At 38.0% G+C, this 15787-nt stretch carries 16 protein-coding genes and 1 tRNA gene; 13 read left to right on the forward strand and 4 right to left on the reverse strand.

The annotated features are described in order from the left end of the window. The first annotated feature begins 204 nt into the window (after positions 1–204). The gene (locus M2448_RS02235) at positions 205–519 is read left to right on the forward strand and encodes a hypothetical protein (protein ID WP_280644643.1); all 315 of its coding nucleotides are present in this window, start codon (positions 205–207) and stop codon (positions 517–519) included. A 67-nt stretch (positions 520–586) separates the two neighbouring features. Further along, positions 587–1108 carry a hypothetical protein gene (locus M2448_RS02240; protein ID WP_280644644.1) on the forward strand — a complete coding sequence of 174 codons (522 nt, stop codon included), beginning with the start codon at positions 587–589 and terminating at the stop codon, positions 1106–1108. 217 nt (positions 1109–1325) lie between these two features. Here the strand turns inward: M2448_RS02240 and recG are convergent, their stop codons facing one another. Then, positions 1326–3422 (reverse strand): ATP-dependent DNA helicase RecG, encoded by a 2097-nt coding sequence (gene recG / locus M2448_RS02245; RefSeq protein ID WP_280644645.1) that lies wholly within the window; start codon positions 3420–3422, stop codon positions 1326–1328. 216 nt (positions 3423–3638) lie between these two features. Between recG and M2448_RS02250 the strand changes: the two genes are divergently transcribed. Beyond that, the gene (locus tag M2448_RS02250; protein WP_280644646.1) at positions 3639–4265 is read left to right on the forward strand and encodes a carboxypeptidase-like regulatory domain-containing protein; all 627 of its coding nucleotides are present in this window, start codon (positions 3639–3641) and stop codon (positions 4263–4265) included. Positions 4266–4318: 53 nt separating this feature from the next. Here the strand turns inward: M2448_RS02250 and ahcY are convergent, their stop codons facing one another. Together ahcY and M2448_RS02260 are read right to left on the reverse strand one after the other, a co-directional pair. Beyond that, positions 4319–5737 carry an adenosylhomocysteinase gene (ahcY, locus tag M2448_RS02255; protein WP_280644647.1) on the reverse strand — a complete coding sequence of 473 codons (1419 nt, stop codon included), beginning with the start codon at positions 5735–5737 and terminating at the stop codon, positions 4319–4321. 14 nt (positions 5738–5751) lie between these two features. After that, positions 5752–6834 (reverse strand): mannose-1-phosphate guanylyltransferase, encoded by a 1083-nt coding sequence (locus M2448_RS02260; protein WP_280644648.1) that lies wholly within the window; start codon positions 6832–6834, stop codon positions 5752–5754. A 152-nt stretch (positions 6835–6986) separates the two neighbouring features. Here M2448_RS02260 and M2448_RS02265 point away from each other — a divergent pair. The 5 genes from M2448_RS02265 (at position 6987) to M2448_RS02285 (ending at position 10417) form a co-directional block, all read left to right on the forward strand. Next, positions 6987–7070, forward strand: a tRNA-Leu gene (locus M2448_RS02265). A gap of 357 nt (positions 7071–7427) precedes the next feature. After that, entirely contained in the window at positions 7428–7673 is a 246-nt protein-coding gene (locus M2448_RS02270; protein ID WP_280644649.1) for a helix-turn-helix domain-containing protein, read from the forward strand. Between the two features lie 41 nt (positions 7674–7714). Then, on the forward strand, positions 7715–8605 hold the full coding sequence (locus tag M2448_RS02275) for a hypothetical protein (protein WP_280644650.1): 891 nt from the start codon (positions 7715–7717) through the stop codon (positions 8603–8605). Between the two features lie 1113 nt (positions 8606–9718). Beyond that, complete coding sequence (locus M2448_RS02280; protein ID WP_280644651.1) at positions 9719–9985, forward strand: hypothetical protein; 267 nt, start codon at positions 9719–9721, stop codon at positions 9983–9985. 27 nt (positions 9986–10012) lie between these two features. Further along, entirely contained in the window at positions 10013–10417 is a 405-nt protein-coding gene (locus tag M2448_RS02285) for a hypothetical protein (protein WP_280644652.1), read from the forward strand. Between the two features lie 111 nt (positions 10418–10528). Here the strand turns inward: M2448_RS02285 and M2448_RS02290 are convergent, their stop codons facing one another. Further along, on the reverse strand, positions 10529–10753 hold the full coding sequence (locus tag M2448_RS02290; RefSeq protein WP_280644653.1) for a hypothetical protein: 225 nt from the start codon (positions 10751–10753) through the stop codon (positions 10529–10531). Positions 10754–11073: 320 nt separating this feature from the next. Here M2448_RS02290 and M2448_RS02295 point away from each other — a divergent pair, with 320 nt between their 5' ends. Genes M2448_RS02295 through M2448_RS02315 form a run of 5 tightly spaced genes read left to right on the forward strand, consistent with a single transcriptional unit; the run spans position 11074 to position 15622 of the window. Then, entirely contained in the window at positions 11074–12414 is a 1341-nt protein-coding gene (locus tag M2448_RS02295; protein WP_280644654.1) for a hypothetical protein, read from the forward strand. A gap of 16 nt (positions 12415–12430) precedes the next feature. Continuing rightward, entirely contained in the window at positions 12431–13471 is a 1041-nt protein-coding gene (locus M2448_RS02300; RefSeq protein WP_280644655.1) for a hypothetical protein, read from the forward strand. A 59-nt stretch (positions 13472–13530) separates the two neighbouring features. After that, on the forward strand, positions 13531–14025 hold the full coding sequence (locus tag M2448_RS02305) for a hypothetical protein (RefSeq protein ID WP_280644656.1): 495 nt from the start codon (positions 13531–13533) through the stop codon (positions 14023–14025). Further along, positions 14022–14549, forward strand: a complete 528-nt coding sequence (locus tag M2448_RS02310; RefSeq protein WP_280644657.1) for a hypothetical protein — start codon at positions 14022–14024, stop codon at positions 14547–14549. The genes M2448_RS02305 and M2448_RS02310 overlap by 4 nt, the downstream gene beginning before the upstream one ends. Positions 14550–14557: 8 nt before the next feature. Further along, complete coding sequence (locus M2448_RS02315; protein ID WP_280644658.1) at positions 14558–15622, forward strand: hypothetical protein; 1065 nt, start codon at positions 14558–14560, stop codon at positions 15620–15622. The last annotated feature ends 165 nt before the right edge of the window (positions 15623–15787 follow it).

Below are 15787 nucleotides of genomic sequence, written 5' to 3' on the forward strand. Positions count from 1 at the left end.
AGTGAGAATAAACTCAAAACGCTAATTACCCATTTAGTAATTACTGTTTGTTATATAGTATTTTGCTTTGTGCAATTAATTTATTTTAGTTCAGGAGATTCAGGGCTTTTCTGGTATTTTATTCTATTTTTCTTAATCATACTCCATTCGTTAATAAACCTGATTAGAATTATAATATCCTTTACAAGGAAAAATGACTAAACAATGAAAGTAAAAGATCTCTTTTCCGATTTACAAACAAAGGTCTTTGTCGTTACTAATCAGGACGATGAAAACGAACTAAATTGGATCATTGAACCAACAACGTTTGAACTGATTCCCGAAGAAGAAAATTTTTATTTTGTCAAAGCCTGCCGGATTTTTCCGAATCATATAGCAGCGATCGAAGCATTTAAGATCAGTGAAGCATATGGCTCATCTTCTCATTACATTTATTTGGAGCTATCGAACTTATACAAGCGGTTAGGACAAATGGACGAGAGTATAAAATATGAAGAGAAATTTAAGATGGAAGAGTAGGAATGAAATTGTTAGATTTTTCTAGCTGGTGCAAACTAGTATAATTATCCCAATTAATCTATAGAAAATGAAACTTAGAGATGAATTAGAACCTAAAATAGAAATTGCAGAAAACTTGTTTTCTAAAATAATGGAGTTGATATCTCTGTATGATGATGCGTATGATAATAGCAATAAAGAGAAAATGCAATCCGCTATTGATGAAATGAATCAACTGACTAATAAATCAATAGTAATAAGTGACCTGTTTGAATATTGGGAAGGGGAGAGTCTGGAAGAACTTGCTTTCAAAATATCTTTACCTGACCCGATAAAAGTTGATCATATATCAAGAGAAGAACTCTTAGAGCTTATTAGAAGAGTACAGTCTTTTGAGGATGAAGGTGTTTCTGATAAATTAATGGAATTAGATGTGCCATTAAGCAGTGTATTAAGCTATTCTTATTATATCCCTCTATTGGAAAGAAATTTTTCCTATTCAGAGATTTCAGGCTTATTTGACCGCCAATTTATAAATGGAGAATATATTGAATATTCGACAGAAGAGATTGCCGACATTATATTGTCACATAAGGCTATTCAATTGTAGATACTCATAAATAGTCCCTGCTGCCGCGCAATTTGATAGTATGGAGATATTTTTATCTTTGAAGAGATCAGAACCAGAATATCAAAATCATGTTGATACTATTACCCTTTATAATCTATATTTTGATATTACTTATTTTAGTATATCGGAGTGAGAATGAGCTAATAATAACTACTGCCTTCTAATTTACCAACGAGCGTGTTTTTGCTGTCCCAAATTAGCTGATCAGCCCCCAGTTGTAGCGGTTGCCACCCAGCTTGCGTAGTTGTCGGCGCAGTATCAGATTGTCGGGGTGCTCCATTTGCGGGTCTTCGTCCAACACCTTTTGCGCTACTTCGCGAGCGTATTGTAATATTTCACTATCACGTACAATATTCGCTATCCTCAGATTGAACGGGATGCCGCTTTGCTGTGTGCCCTCCAGATCGCCGGGACCTCTCAGTTTCAGGTCGGCTTCGGCTATAATAAAGCCGTCGTTGCTCTCCACCATGATGTCTATCCGCTTGCGGGTATCGGCCGATAGTTCGTATGGTGTAACCAGTATGCAATAAGACTGATCTGCCCCGCGCCCTACACGTCCGCGCAACTGGTGTAGTTGTGACAGCCCGAAACGCTGAGCCGATTCTATTACCATTACCGAAGCATTGGGTACATTTACCCCCACTTCTATAACGGTTGTTGCTACCATTATCTGAGCTTCGTTATTCACAAAGCGCTGCATCTCGGCATCTTTCTCTTTAGGCTTCATCTTTCCATGCACCTTACATACCGTATATTCGGGGAACACTTCCTGTATATGTTTAAAGCCTTCCTCCAGATTTTTCAAATCCAGTTTCTCACTTTCCTCTATCAACGGGTAAACAATATAGACCTGTCTCCCTTCCTGCAACTGTTTCCGGATAGACTCGTACAATGTGCCGCGTTTCTTGTCGTACTGATGGATGGTCTGTATCGGTTTACGCCCCGGAGGTAGTTCATCTATTACCGAAACATCCAGATCGCCATATACTGTCATTGCGAGTGTGCGGGGGATAGGGGTTGCCGTCATCACAAGGATATGCGGAGGATTCACATTCTTCGACCACAGCTTAGCCCGCTGTGCCACCCCGAAGCGGTGCTGTTCGTCGATCACTACAAGTCCCAGATTAGAGAACTGTACAGTGTCTTCTATCAGCGCATGCGTGCCTATCAATATCTGCACATCGCCTGTGAGCAATCCGTTGTGTATGCGTTCCCTGTCGGCTTTCTTTGTCGATCCGGTCAGCAGTTCCACGTTTACGCCCAGTCCTTCCAATTGCTCTTCCAGTGTGTAATAGTGCTGTGTTGCCAGTATCTCGGTCGGAGCCATCATGGCGGCTTGAAAACCATTGTCGAGTGCTATCAGCATCAGCATCAGTGCTACCAGAGTCTTACCACTTCCCACATCTCCTTGTAGCAGGCGGTTCATCTGTTCGCCGGTCGCCATATCCTGTCGTATCTCTTTTATAATGCGTTTCTGTGCATTAGTAAGTGGAAAAGGCAGGTTGTGCTCGTAGAAGGAGTTGAGGTAGTCGCCGACTTTAGTAAATACAAAACCTTTCAGTTTCGATTTTCTGTCTGCTGTATATTTCAGGATATTGAGCTGTATGTAAAAGAGTTCCTCAAATTTAAGCCTGTATTGGGCATCACGAAGCAAGGCGGTGTTTTCAGGAAAATGAACATTGCGCATAGCCTCTTTCAGCCCCATTACGTGTGCTTCCTTTATTACTCCTTCCGGCAGCGTCTCAGCCATATTTCTTATAACAGAAGCGAATGCTGCTGCCATTATTTTCTGAATCGCTTTCGAATTCAGGTAATGAGTCTTCATCTTCTCCGTAGTGTTGTAATAAGGCATCAGTCCCGTTTGCCGTTCTTCCTCATTTATATAAGGGTCTACATCGGGATGGGCAATGTTGAATTTGTCGCCAAACAGTGTAGGTTTACCGAAGATGATGTAAGGCAGGTTTACCTTGTATTTGTCAGCTATAAACTTTGCTCCCTGAAACCAAACAAGGTCTATAAAGCCCGTACCATCCGTAAAGTGTGCAACAAGACGTTTTTTTCGTCCTTCGCCGAAAGTTTCGAATGCAGTGATACGCCCTTTCAGTTGTATATAGGGCATGTTGCCGTCTATCTCGTGTATAAAGTAAATGCGGCTGCGGTCGATATATTTGTACGGGAAATAGTACAGCAAATCTTCTACAGAGAAGATATCTGCCTCCTTATTCAGTATCTCGGCCTTTTTGGGGCCTACGCCGGCTAAATATTTTATATCTGTTTGTGAATAATCTGCCATTATCCATTAGTTTAAACCTGATTGAAGTGTAAAGTTACATGATTTTACCTGATTTTCCATAGCGGTATAGAATTATTGCAAGGCTAGTATCTATGGGAGGCAAAGTCCTGAAAAGGAAATATTGCATTTTGTAGACACATTGTAGACGCTTGCTTTTTCTCTAAAACTTCTCCGGTTTTTACCTTTGAAGCGAACAGCAACTTTAAAAACATCAGTATGAATAGATTTAAATTACTATCGCTAGGATTGGTATTCGGAATGCTTTTTGTGTATTCACAAAATAAAAAGATTTACTCTTATCCTATGGCACAATTCAATGTAGTGGAGGCTGCCGAAATGCTCGGGGCAGGAAACATAACGATAGAGGGCGTTGCGTCTACTAAAGAAAAAGCTTCGGTTTACGGAATAAAGTTTAAAGATCCACTCAGAAAGAGTCAGCGAGCCAAAGAGGGTACTACCGTGCTTCTTATTCCGTGTACAGACTATTTTTATGAATGGCAAAAGCTGAAAAAGAGGGACGGGAAAAAGAAGAATGTAATTGTAGTTATGAGCGATGAGGCATTCTATTACAGGAAAGAAGCTAAAACAGATGCGGACGGTAAGTTTACGTTCACTAATATGAAGCCGGGAAAATACTACCTAGAAGCTGTTGTAGACTATAAGGGAACAGGTGCATACAGAGCAAAGAACGGACGGATCGATTATTATGACGGGATGGGTTACTATACAAGTTCGGAAAACACTTACGAAACCAGAACCTATAGATATACAGGTAAGAATGTGGAATCGAAAATTATCGAGATAAAGGATGATGGAAAGACGGTAGTTAAGGTGAAGCTATAGTAACGAAAAAGGATGGGTATTTCTATCCATCCTTTTCGATCTATATCTGTAGATTAATATCTGTAATGTTCAGGTTTGTAAGGCCCGTCTACCGGTACTCCCAGATAGTCGGCCTGTGTTTGGCTCAGTTTAGTCAGCTTCACGCCAATCTGCTCAAGGTGCAGGCGTGCAACTTCTTCGTCAAGGTGTTTCGGCAGGCGATATACGTTTATGGCATAATCACGTATCCACAGTTCTATCTGCGCCAGTGTCTGGTTGGTAAACGAGTTACTCATCACGAATGACGGGTGACCTGTAGCGCAGCCGAGATTTACCAGACGGCCTTCTGCAAGCAGGAAGATAGCATGTCCGTCAGGGAAGATGTATTTGTCTACCTGTGGCTTAATGTTTACATGCTTGATACTCGGATATGTTTTCAGCTTGTCAACCTGTATCTCGTTGTCGAAGTGACCGATATTGCAGACAATAGCCTGATCTTTCATACGTGCCATGTGCTCGATGGTGATGATGTCCTTGTTTCCGGTAGTGGTGACAAAGATGTTTCCTTCTTTAACGGCTTCTTCCATTGTAGTCACCTCGAAGCCTTCCATTGCAGCCTGTAGTGCGCAGATAGGGTCTATTTCGGTAACGACTACGCGTGCTCCGTACGAGCGCATAGAGTGGGCACAACCTTTACCTACGTCACCGTATCCGGCTACGACAACCACCTTTCCGGCAATCATCACATCGGTGGCACGTTTGATACCGTCTGCCAACGATTCGCGGCAACCATATAGGTTATCGAACTTAGACTTAGTTACTGAGTCGTTTACGTTGATGGCAGGAACAAGCAGTTCGCCGCGTTCCATCATCTGATACAGACGGTGAACTCCTGTTGTGGTCTCTTCCGAAACGCCTTTCCACTCGGCTACTGTACGGTGCCAACGGTTGTTATCTTCTTTGAGTATGCGTGAGATAGTATCCAGAATCACCTGCTCTTCGTGGCTCGAAGCTGTACGGTTCAGGAATTCAGGATTCTCTTCGGCTTTATATCCCCAGTGGATCAGCAGTGTTGCGTCTCCTCCATCGTCTACTATGAGGTTAGGTCCTTTGCCTCCGGGAAAGCTGAGTGCCTGTTCGGTACACCACCAATATTCTTCGAGGGTTTCACCCTTCCATGCGAATACGGGTATTCCGGCAGCGGCAATGGCAGCAGCAGCATGGTCTTGGGTAGAGAAGATGTTGCAGCTTACCCAGCGGATGTCTGCACCCAGTTCTTTGAGTGTTTCTATCAGTACGGCTGTCTGCACAGTCATGTGCAATGATCCCATGATACGGGCACCTTTGAGGGGCTTTTCCGCTCCGTATTTTTTGCGAAGCGCCATCAGTCCGGGCATTTCATGCTCAGCGATCTCTATTTCTTTTCTGCCAAAGTCGGCAAGGCTGATGTCAGCTACCAGATAAGGCAGATTTGGTACAAGTTGTTTTGACATTATATGATATTGTATTAAATGTATTTGTCTCCGTATTTCAGCTTCACATCAGCTACAAACTGCTTGATGCGCTGTTCTTCATCTTTTTTGCAGATAAGCAATACATTGTCAGCCTCTGCAACGATATAACCATCTAGTCCTTGTATTACGGCAAGCTTTCCGGCAGGTAATGTGACCATGTTCTCAGAGCTGTCGAAGAACTGAATGTCGGCTATAAGGGCAGCATTGGCGTCCTCATCTTTGTCCGAAATTTCATAGAGTGAACCCCATGTGCCAAGATCGGACCATCCGAAGTCGGCTGCCTGCACATATACATTGCCTGCTTTCTCCATTATTCCATAGTCGATGGATATATTAGGACAGAACGGGAAGTTCTCATCAATGAACGCTTTTTCTCTCTCCGTTCCGAAAATGCCAGCGCCCTGATCGAAGCGATTGGTAATTTCCGGAAGATATTGATGAAAGGCTTCGAGTATAGTCTTATTATTCCATATGAAGATACCGGAGTTCCACAGGAACTCACCACTCTCGTAGAATACCTTTGCCAGTTCCAAATTCGGTTTTTCGGTAAACACTTTTACTTTAGTCACACCTTCGAGTTCATCCTCTCCCATCTGAATATAGCCATATCCTGTTTCGGGACGGCTCGGGCGGATACCGAGTGTAAGAAGTGTGTTGTGCTTTTCTACAAATGCATAAGCCTTTTGTATGATCGCGAGAAACTCGTCTTCTTTCAGTATCAGGTGATCCGAAGGGGCTACAACTATATTTGCTTCGGGGTTGAACGAATTGATATGGTATGTAGCGAAGGCTATACAGGGTGCTGTATTCCTGCGCATGGGTTCGAGTAATATCTGGTTCGGTTTCAATTCGGGAAGTTCGTCCATTACCATTTGGGCGTATTCCTGATTTGTAACAATATATATATTCTCAACTGGAAGTATCTTACTAAACCGGTCAACTGTCATTTGCAAAAGAGATCGTCCTGTTCCGAAGAAATCGAGAAACTGTTTGGGACGTGCTTCGCGGCTGAAAGGCCAGAAACGGCTGCCTATACCGCCACTCATTATTACACAGTAGTTGTTTTTATTATCCATGTTATTTAGAATTTATGCAAAGTTACATCTTCCTAAAATACAAACAAAACAAAAGAATAACAATAGCTGCAAAAAATATATAAGCCTTTTCTTAAAAAAAGAGCTATTGGGTTTTGATTTCTAAAAAATATATGTACTTTTGCACCTCACAAGCCCAGATGGCGGAATTGGTAGACGCGCTGGTCTCAAACACCAGTGGATTCACTTCCATGCCGGTTCGATCCCGGCTCTGGGTACGGATTCAATTAATTAAACGGCTGTAAATTAAATATTTACGGTCGTTTTTATTTTTACTACTGTAACATTACTGAAACTTTTTCTACTTTCTGTTACTTTTCAATACTTAAATTTCACTCACATAAATATACAAAAAATAGTTGATATAGTTGATATAGTAAATAACTAAATAGCCCATCAGCAGAGTGAAATAAATACCCTCCTATTTTTCAATATTTGTATTTCAAAAATCTTTACAGTCAATCCAATCATTCAAAATATCTTTGTAATGTGATTAGTCGCCGAGCTTTACAGATGTGTAAAGTATGTAGACATAATCAGAGTTCTTTAGATGTTTAACTAAAATAGATTTTACAATGGGTAATAATTTAACAGGGCTAAATGGTATGCCAGAGATGAGTGAAGGAAGGGAGAATAATTCTCCAAATTGGAATTGGATAGAATCAGAACAGGCTCGAAAGATGTTCGGAGTATGTGCTAAAACATGGCAGACATGGAGAGATAGAAAGATAATTCCTTTCAGTCAGTATGGTCGGAAGATTTTCTACAATCTGGATGACTTGGATGAGTTTCTTAGAAGCCGTCAAATCAAAGCTAACTAATGTTTAACATGGGGCGTAACAGCCCCACAAAATTTAACAGTATGATAGACGGAATGAAAATACTCGTTACTGAGCCTGAGGACTTAGATAATATACGGCGGAATGAAAATTTGAAGTTCGAACAAAGAGGGGCTTACGATTATACAAAATATAGAGGCTTACATATCAGATGGCAACCAAGCCATTGTCTAATAGATGGTTCGTTGCATAAGTTTAAAAACAATGGAGTGCATAATGCTGACGACTTTGAATATTCTGATTTAAAACAAGTAATAGAAGACCTATACAATGAATTAGGTATAAATCCGAGCCATGCAGCAATTAAGAATCTTGAAATAGGTATAAATATTAAGTTGCCATATAACCCGCTTATGTTTATAGATTCGATAGTGAAGCATGGCGGAAAGTTGCCAGAGGTAGATAATATAGGTGTAAAGATACCATATCAACAATATGAGATTAAAATATATTCTAAATCACAGCAGGATAGGATATTTCACAATGAAAATATACTAAGATGTGAAGTAAAATTTAAAAAAATGTGTAAGGCTAAAAAGGAATTAGGAAAGATTGAATGTCTTGAAGATTTACTATCTCCTGCTTTCTGGTGTTATAATACAGATTACTTATGTAAAATGCTGAACTCTTTGAATGTAATAGATATTAAATCACTAGTATATAACGACATACCGATAGATGAAAAATTATATATTCATGAATGGAAATATCGTGATAGATGGGCAAACAGTAGAACCGAACGGTCAAGGATGAGAGCCAAATTAAAAACCAAACTTGAACAGCACTCCCTGACGTCCATACATGAAGAGGTAAAGAAGCTCTCAAATAGTAAGTTTGAAAATTTACTATCCGATGCTCATATTGTAAGTTATCAGCAAGGAATTAGGGATAGGAGGTTACACTTTAACCTATAGATGAAGTGTTGAAGTGTTAGTATGTAACATATATCTTAGTATAGAGTGAATGAATGACCCGCAACCCTGACTTCAAAATACTATTCCAAACATAGAAATATAACCCAGACAAAGCATATAAAAGACTTTATATTCGAGGTATTGGGGATACTCGAAATACACTCGAAAGGGCGGGGAGTTTTCCAAAGGTGGCAACCCTAATGAGACATATGTATATTTTTTCAAAAAATAGGCAAAAAAGCACCTGTTTTATACCTATTTATAGTAAGATAGTAGGGAGATAGAATGTGCGTGACTGTGAAGTCAGATGCGATATAGAAATGAGATTTCATAAATAACAATATAACAAATACATTTACAGATATTTATGACGATTCAGTAAAAAGCTCTTAACTTGAGAAAAAACACCTTACATTTAGGTCAAAATAAGAGGTGTCGTACATAAAAAATATAAAATATTTTCAGAATTTTTTATTTTGGGGGTCACAGAGTGGTAAAATTCACTCTCCAATGACTAATTTTAAACAAATATTAATATTTTCGAATCAATAATTAACTTTATTCAATTATTCAAGGTGCTCATGGGTCGATTTAAGACACTTTTCGCTCCAAGACAATGAAGTATTCATATGAAATAAAATAAGGGCTTAAATCTATTTATTTTAAGTTGGGTGTATCCTGTAGGGGTATATTATATCGGGGTCAGGGTTGTATCTGCCGACCGACCCGCTAACGGAGACTATGTACCTACCCCCTGACAAACGGAATATAAACCAATAAGAGACTTTTCATTTATTCAGTATCATATTATTTGTAAGTGTCGGAATAGTTGTATATTTGCAATATCAGGCGGTCAAGGTGTTGCTCTGTCTGGTACTTATTAGAATAAATGAAGTGTTTGATATAATCCTTATTCCGAAATCTAGCAAATTTCCAAATGTAACAAGGATAATAAGTCAAGCACTCCACATCTGCATACGGGTGTGGGGTTGCTGCTTATTTGTTACATGGGTTTTGCTAGAACCTCGGAATAGATAAGTCAGTGATTCCCACACTTCGTGTTTTATTTTCTGCTTATTTGGGGAGTTGGTAGGCACAAACTTTTCATTGATTATGAAAGACAAATTAAACAAGTTGGTGGATAAGCTCAGTCAACCCCAGAGGATTATTAGTCTTGCAGTTACAGCTGTATCATTATTTTTAATAACCTATCCTATTGCAAAAAGGGCATCGAACATTATCGGGAAAAATATATATGAGAGGACAAGTCTCATGCAAGACCCCTTTTATTTTGAGAGAACTTGGTATGTGTGGCTTATATATGTTATTATAGTTGGAAGTATCGCATTTTTCTTATTCAAGAAGCCATCAAGCAAATAATTTTCTATATAAATATAATTAAAAACAATGAATTATATCAAGTTGCTATTTTCCGTTGCTGTAATTGTGTTATCTACTCAGAATATTAAATCACAAGTTGCATTCATAACATCTAATAGGGCTATATCCACAGTATCACTTACTGACTCTGACGCTGGATTGATTATAAAATCCGATGTTAAGAAAGTCGCAAGTATAAGAATTGAAAATGGATACGTGTACATAACAGATTCAGATGTCAAGGAAGAAATAAAAATCTCTTCCATAGATAGAGATGAAAAGAAACAGATGATTACTGTTTATAGAACAACAAAAGACAAGCAATACGCTACAATAAAATTCTTTTTAGAAAAAGAATTTAGTATGATATGTGTAATAACTCAAGGTGTTATGTTTTCTTATTATCCAATAACTGAAACATTAACCAAATAATTAATGTGAAGCTTTCTGTCCTTGCACTAATCTGTGTATGTTTATTTGTTTCTGATAAGGTAATAAAAGGTCATGTAGTCAGGGTCTCAGACGGCGATACCGTAACCCTCCTCACTGACCAACGAGAACAAATACGGGTACGGTTAGACGGTATAGACGCACCAGAACGAGGGCAGGATTACGGACAGAAGGCAACCCTATTTGTCCGTGAAATATGTTACAACAAGCCTGTAATAGTCCATAAGAAGGGTGTTGACCGATATGGTCGTGTACTGGGTGTCCTGTATGTTGATGGAGTGAATATAAATGAGGCTCTAGTTCGTCACGGTCTTGCATGGCATTACAAGCATTACAGCAAAGACCCCAGACTTGACAGCCTTGAACGACTGGCACGGAAGGAGAAGTTAAATATATGGAATATGGAGAAGCCTATAGCCCCGTGGGAGTTTAGGATGATGAAAAAGAAGTGATACATATATATTCAAGATTAATTTAGAGTATATCTATGTTCTTATTGTTAAATATTTTCATATTTAGAAAAGAATTTTTTGTTATTATTTGTAAAATAATATTTACATTGTGCATAATTTGTCATGTCAATTATCTATTGGAAGTAAGAAGGATATTGTTTTATTTTTTTGACCTATTTTTAATACATGAAAGCATATAAATACATATTAATATTTCCCTTGCTTTTGTCAATTAGTGCATTTGGACAAGTGCCTGTGATAACAACGCCACAGCCAACTACACTGTCACGCAGTATCACTGTTGGACACACTAATAATCGAAACAATCCAACACCTAATATCCCTGCTTTTCCAACTACCAATAACCGCAATCAGCAGCAACTGAATATGTATGAGCAGGACAAGTTTACTGTCGAGCATATGAATCTGATGCAAAGGCAAAATCAATTTGAAGAAGAACTGGCAAGCTATTCATCTATACAGTATGATTTACCCTCTTGGTCAGGGGTACAGGGCACAGAACATTATTACCGGACAGCAGGGAAACTGATTGATATGTTGAATGGCAAAACTCCCCTTAATCTCAAAGATGCTGTATTCGCTGTTGAAAATGCTTATTTTGAAGGATTGTTAGATAAAAAGATATATGAGGAAGCTATTTCCCAGATGGCTAACATAGCCCGGTTAAAAGCAGGGCAGGATGGTCTTAACTGGAACAATCCCACAACAAAGAATCTTATGTTGTATCGGGTTATGGCTGATACATTGAGTGTCAAATTTCCGATGCGAGAAAGGGCTTCTACTTCCTTTCCGATGCAATATGACTTTGAAGACTTTAGAGGGGAACAGGACTTCTCAAAGTTATTTGTAACCAAGCTATTATCCTCACACAAGGGGCAATGTCACTCTTTACCTCTCTTATATCTTATTCTTTGTGAAAAGGTAGGAGCAGAAGCAAGCCTTGCATTTTCTCCCCAGCACTCATATATCAAGTTTAAAGACCGAAATAACAACTGGCATAACCTTGAACTGACACAGGGTATGATGACAACAGACGCTTTTATTATCGGTTCGGGATTTATCAATGCAGCAGCCATAAAGCACGGTGTATATATGCAGCCACAAACAAAAAAACAAGTAATAGCACATTGTTTATCAGACCTTGCTTCTGGTTACATTACTAAATACGGATATGATAAGTTTGTGATTCAATGTATAGATTCTGTTTTAGCTTATGCACCGACTAACACATCAGCACTGGCAATGAAATCTAATTACCATTCTATACATCTGTCTTACGCAGCCCATCAGGTAGGTAGTCCGCCCCCTGACACCCTGAAAGTTCATTATCCCTATATCTATAAATTGCTTGAGCAGCGGAATAATGTTTACCGCCGACTGGATGAAATCGGATTTGTGGAAATGCCGAAAGAGGTATATGAAAGTTGGCTAAATTCAGCAAACAAAGAAAAAGAAAGGCGGGAGCATGACATCAGGTATAAGAGTGCATTACGATTAATTGAATAACTTAAATCAACCATATATGAAAAGAGCAGCATTATTTTTAGGTATTTTGTTTGTTACCTGCTTAGTCACGCAGGCACAAGAGGACATATTTAAGAAGCATGGCATCACAAAAGAACCGCTTACATTGAGTAAGGGGAAATATAAAGAAACGTTCTACAATGAAGAAATAATGCAGGTTGGTACTGTATTAATCAACACCCGTACTAACAAGGTCGTTAAATTCTTGGAAGAAGATACTACTAAATTTGCTTATAAGGCAGAAGCTACAAGCCGTTTTTTGACTGTTGACCCATTGGCAGAAGAATATTATTCTTGGTCGCCGTATGTGTATGTGGGGAACAATCCAATAAAAAGAATAGACCCAACTGGTATGGATTGGTATGAAGATAAAGACGGTTCATATCAGTATGACCCTAAAATAAATAAAAATTCAAAATTGGGAGAAGGGCAGAAATATATTGGAGTAACCGCAACGGTTAATGATAGTAAAGGAAATGCTTTTGCGACATTTAGAAAAGATGGTAGTATTATGTTTGCAAATGAAGGTGGAGCTTATGCAAGAATGGTTTCAAATACCCAAAAAACTGGTAATGAAGAAATGAGTGCTATTACTGATAATGGGGTATTAGTGCTTCCGAGTTGGGATAATAAACCAGATGAAGCGAAGTTTACAGAATATGGATATAGCGCAAAAAATGGAAATGTGGTAGATGCCGTAACGGGAAAAGAAATGAATACAGTAGCGATGGCACATACTCATCCAGGAGGAAGTCCAGCGTCAGGAAGAGGAGGAGATGGGACATTCATGGCTACATATTTTCCGAATAAACCGAATTATGTTTTTCAGATGAAAGGAGGAGGGAATCCATCTATTTCTTTTGTTATATCTAATGGAACAAGACCTTTTGATTGGGGAAATGGTCATTTGGGTTATATGTCATCATTTGCACCTACTATGACATACCCTAATATAATATCTGGCAAACCGCAATATAGTTTGAGGCGATTTACTAGACAGAGGGTAAATGAAATGAGACAAAAAATAGGTAAACGATAATTTATTTATTCTAATTTTCTGAAATTTGTATGCAGTATAAAATCAAAAAATAAAAAGACATGAAACCTTTACATCTTTCACTTTTGCTTCTTATGTTATTTGCTATGCAATCATGTTTCAATGGCAAGAAGAATGATAAGGCTTATTACTTATATTTAGAACCCCAAGATAATATTAAAGCTTTATTAGATTCTTTCTTAATAGAAAATGGAAAGGATGCTCCTATATATGAGTTATACATACAAAGGATAACGCCTTGGGAATATGACAAATTTGAATCTACAATCACAGAAATTACCATTTATGGTGGTAAGTATCCATTGGGATTAATGAGAAAGAAGAGGGAGCCGATAGTGGCTGTCAAAATAGATGGTGTGGATTTTCTTTTATATTCAGGAATAGAAGATTATTTTTCAACTTCTTATAAAGGGGAACCATATAACGGAGAGAATGAACCTTATGGTAATGTATGGGATATTAGAGACAGTGTGGGTGTTTACACTTATTTTATTAAATCTACTATACAGCCGCCGACATCATCAATACTACCATGAAAAAAGCTATTTATATTATAACCATAGTAGCAATATATTTGATTTCATGCAAAATAGAGGATAAACATATTGAACAAAAAAATATGAACAATGCAGAAATAGAAATATATCCACGACCAGAAATAAAGGCTATATTGGATTCATTTGTGGTTTCCTGTAATGATAAAAGTTTAATATATGAATTGTATGTTGATAAAATTCGTAATTGGGATTACGATATTGTTTTATATTCTGGAAAACGGTCTCTAATTGAAAATGGAAAGTCAATTATGATAACAACAATATCCGATGTAACAGTTCATATATATTCAGGTGTAGAACACTATTTTGATAGTTCTTCATCTTTAGCGATTCCAATCACACCTGATTCTCTACCAAGAGAGATTCCAGAAGGTAATTATTGGTTGATATCTGAAATAGATGGAAAAATAAATATAATTAAGGATGCAACAAGTTTTCCTTTTTATATGTCGAGCAGAGTGAAGTTTGAAATGCCAGACACTAATGAGGAATCCATTGAATAAATTAGAATATGATTAAGCGAGTTTTATTTATATTAGCTATCAGCTTTACAAATTTAGCTGTTCGCTCTCAGGAAATATATTATGACCAAGCATATTCCAGTATAGAAAATATGCTTTCAGACAAGACAGAACTTAATTTTAAAGATGCAGTATTATTTACAGAATATGCTTATTATGATGGGAGGTTAGATACTCAGTTGATAAATGAAGAGTACGAAACTCTTTACCGTTTGATAAATGGTCTTTCCCAATCGGAATTAATTACTTATACAGAGAAAGATAAGGATATAATAGTAAAACATGCAGCCATATTTAAAGTCCTTACAGATACTATTCTAATTCCTGTTGATTCGATGCTTATCTATGAGCACAAGCCATTGACTTATGACTTTGAAGACCCTTTAGGTCAATCAGACTGGGAGAAGATGTTTGTTACTAAGTTACTAAAGACCCGAAAGGGTAACTGTCATTCATTACCCTATTTATATAAAATCCTTGCTGACCAGTTTAATATCCCTTGCCAACTTGCCTTTGCTCCGAATCATATTTATATCAAATTATATTCTGAAAAATCAGGATGGTACAATACAGAGCTGACAAGCGGGACATTCCCTATTGACGCATGGATAATCGCTTCGGGATATGTAACTATTGACGCCATTCGCAACGGACTGTATATGGATACCCTTAGTAACAAACAGGCAGTAGCTAATTGCCTTATAGATTTGGCTCAGGGCTATCAACATAAATATGGTAAAGACAACCCCGAATTTGTCATCAAGTGTTGTAATAAGGTCTTAGAATACCATCCTACAAATGTAAATGCCATCCTGACAAAAGCCGAAGCTCAAAAGCACTATATCCATTCGTTGATGAAAGCCCAAAACCTGAAAAGTCCAGAAACCCTTTTCTCAGATGAAAATATAAAAAGCATGTATGCTGAAATGGAATCCTTATATATTGAACTTCATAAATCAGGCTATCGGCGAATGCCAGAGGAAATGTATTCCGAATGGCTCAACCTGCTTAGAAGCGAGCCAGACAAATACATAAATAAGTCATTGAGTCAGTAAAGAAGATATCTAATGAGTAACCTAATGGAGATATAGATATAATAGGGCAGGCGCAAAACATTATCTATTAGACACTATCCATAATATTGTGTAAATGAAAACTACAGGTTGCAAAGCTTGTAGTTTTTTCATTTATGTATAACTTTATCAAAAGTGTTTATTATG

The sequence above is a fragment of the Dysgonomonas sp. PF1-14 genome (assembly GCF_029892965.1).
Taxonomy (GTDB): Bacteria; Bacteroidota; Bacteroidia; order Bacteroidales; family Dysgonomonadaceae; genus Dysgonomonas.

What these genes read in the sequence shown, in the direction of transcription:
- M2448_RS02235 (WP_280644643.1), top strand. Translation starts at nt 205, where the DNA reads ATGAAAGTAAAAGATCTCTTTTCCGATTTACAAACAAAGGTCTTTGTC.
- M2448_RS02240 (WP_280644644.1), top strand. Translation starts at nt 587, where the DNA reads ATGAAACTTAGAGATGAATTAGAACCTAAAATAGAAATTGCAGAAAAC.
- recG (WP_280644645.1), bottom strand. Translation starts at nt 3,422, where the DNA reads ATGGCAGATTATTCACAAACAGATATAAAATATTTAGCCGGCGTAGGC.
- M2448_RS02250 (WP_280644646.1), top strand. Translation starts at nt 3,639, where the DNA reads ATGAATAGATTTAAATTACTATCGCTAGGATTGGTATTCGGAATGCTT.
- ahcY (WP_280644647.1), bottom strand. Translation starts at nt 5,737, where the DNA reads ATGTCAAAACAACTTGTACCAAATCTGCCTTATCTGGTAGCTGACATC.
- M2448_RS02260 (WP_280644648.1), bottom strand. Translation starts at nt 6,834, where the DNA reads ATGGATAATAAAAACAACTACTGTGTAATAATGAGTGGCGGTATAGGC.
- M2448_RS02270 (WP_280644649.1), top strand. Translation starts at nt 7,428, where the DNA reads ATGGGTAATAATTTAACAGGGCTAAATGGTATGCCAGAGATGAGTGAA.
- M2448_RS02275 (WP_280644650.1), top strand. Translation starts at nt 7,715, where the DNA reads ATGATAGACGGAATGAAAATACTCGTTACTGAGCCTGAGGACTTAGAT.
- M2448_RS02280 (WP_280644651.1), top strand. Translation starts at nt 9,719, where the DNA reads ATGAAAGACAAATTAAACAAGTTGGTGGATAAGCTCAGTCAACCCCAG.
- M2448_RS02285 (WP_280644652.1), top strand. Translation starts at nt 10,013, where the DNA reads ATGAATTATATCAAGTTGCTATTTTCCGTTGCTGTAATTGTGTTATCT.
- M2448_RS02290 (WP_280644653.1), bottom strand. Translation starts at nt 10,753, where the DNA reads ATGCAAGACCGTGACGAACTAGAGCCTCATTTATATTCACTCCATCAA.
- M2448_RS02295 (WP_280644654.1), top strand. Translation starts at nt 11,074, where the DNA reads ATGAAAGCATATAAATACATATTAATATTTCCCTTGCTTTTGTCAATT.
- M2448_RS02300 (WP_280644655.1), top strand. Translation starts at nt 12,431, where the DNA reads ATGAAAAGAGCAGCATTATTTTTAGGTATTTTGTTTGTTACCTGCTTA.
- M2448_RS02305 (WP_280644656.1), top strand. Translation starts at nt 13,531, where the DNA reads ATGAAACCTTTACATCTTTCACTTTTGCTTCTTATGTTATTTGCTATG.
- M2448_RS02310 (WP_280644657.1), top strand. Translation starts at nt 14,022, where the DNA reads ATGAAAAAAGCTATTTATATTATAACCATAGTAGCAATATATTTGATT.
- M2448_RS02315 (WP_280644658.1), top strand. Translation starts at nt 14,558, where the DNA reads ATGATTAAGCGAGTTTTATTTATATTAGCTATCAGCTTTACAAATTTA.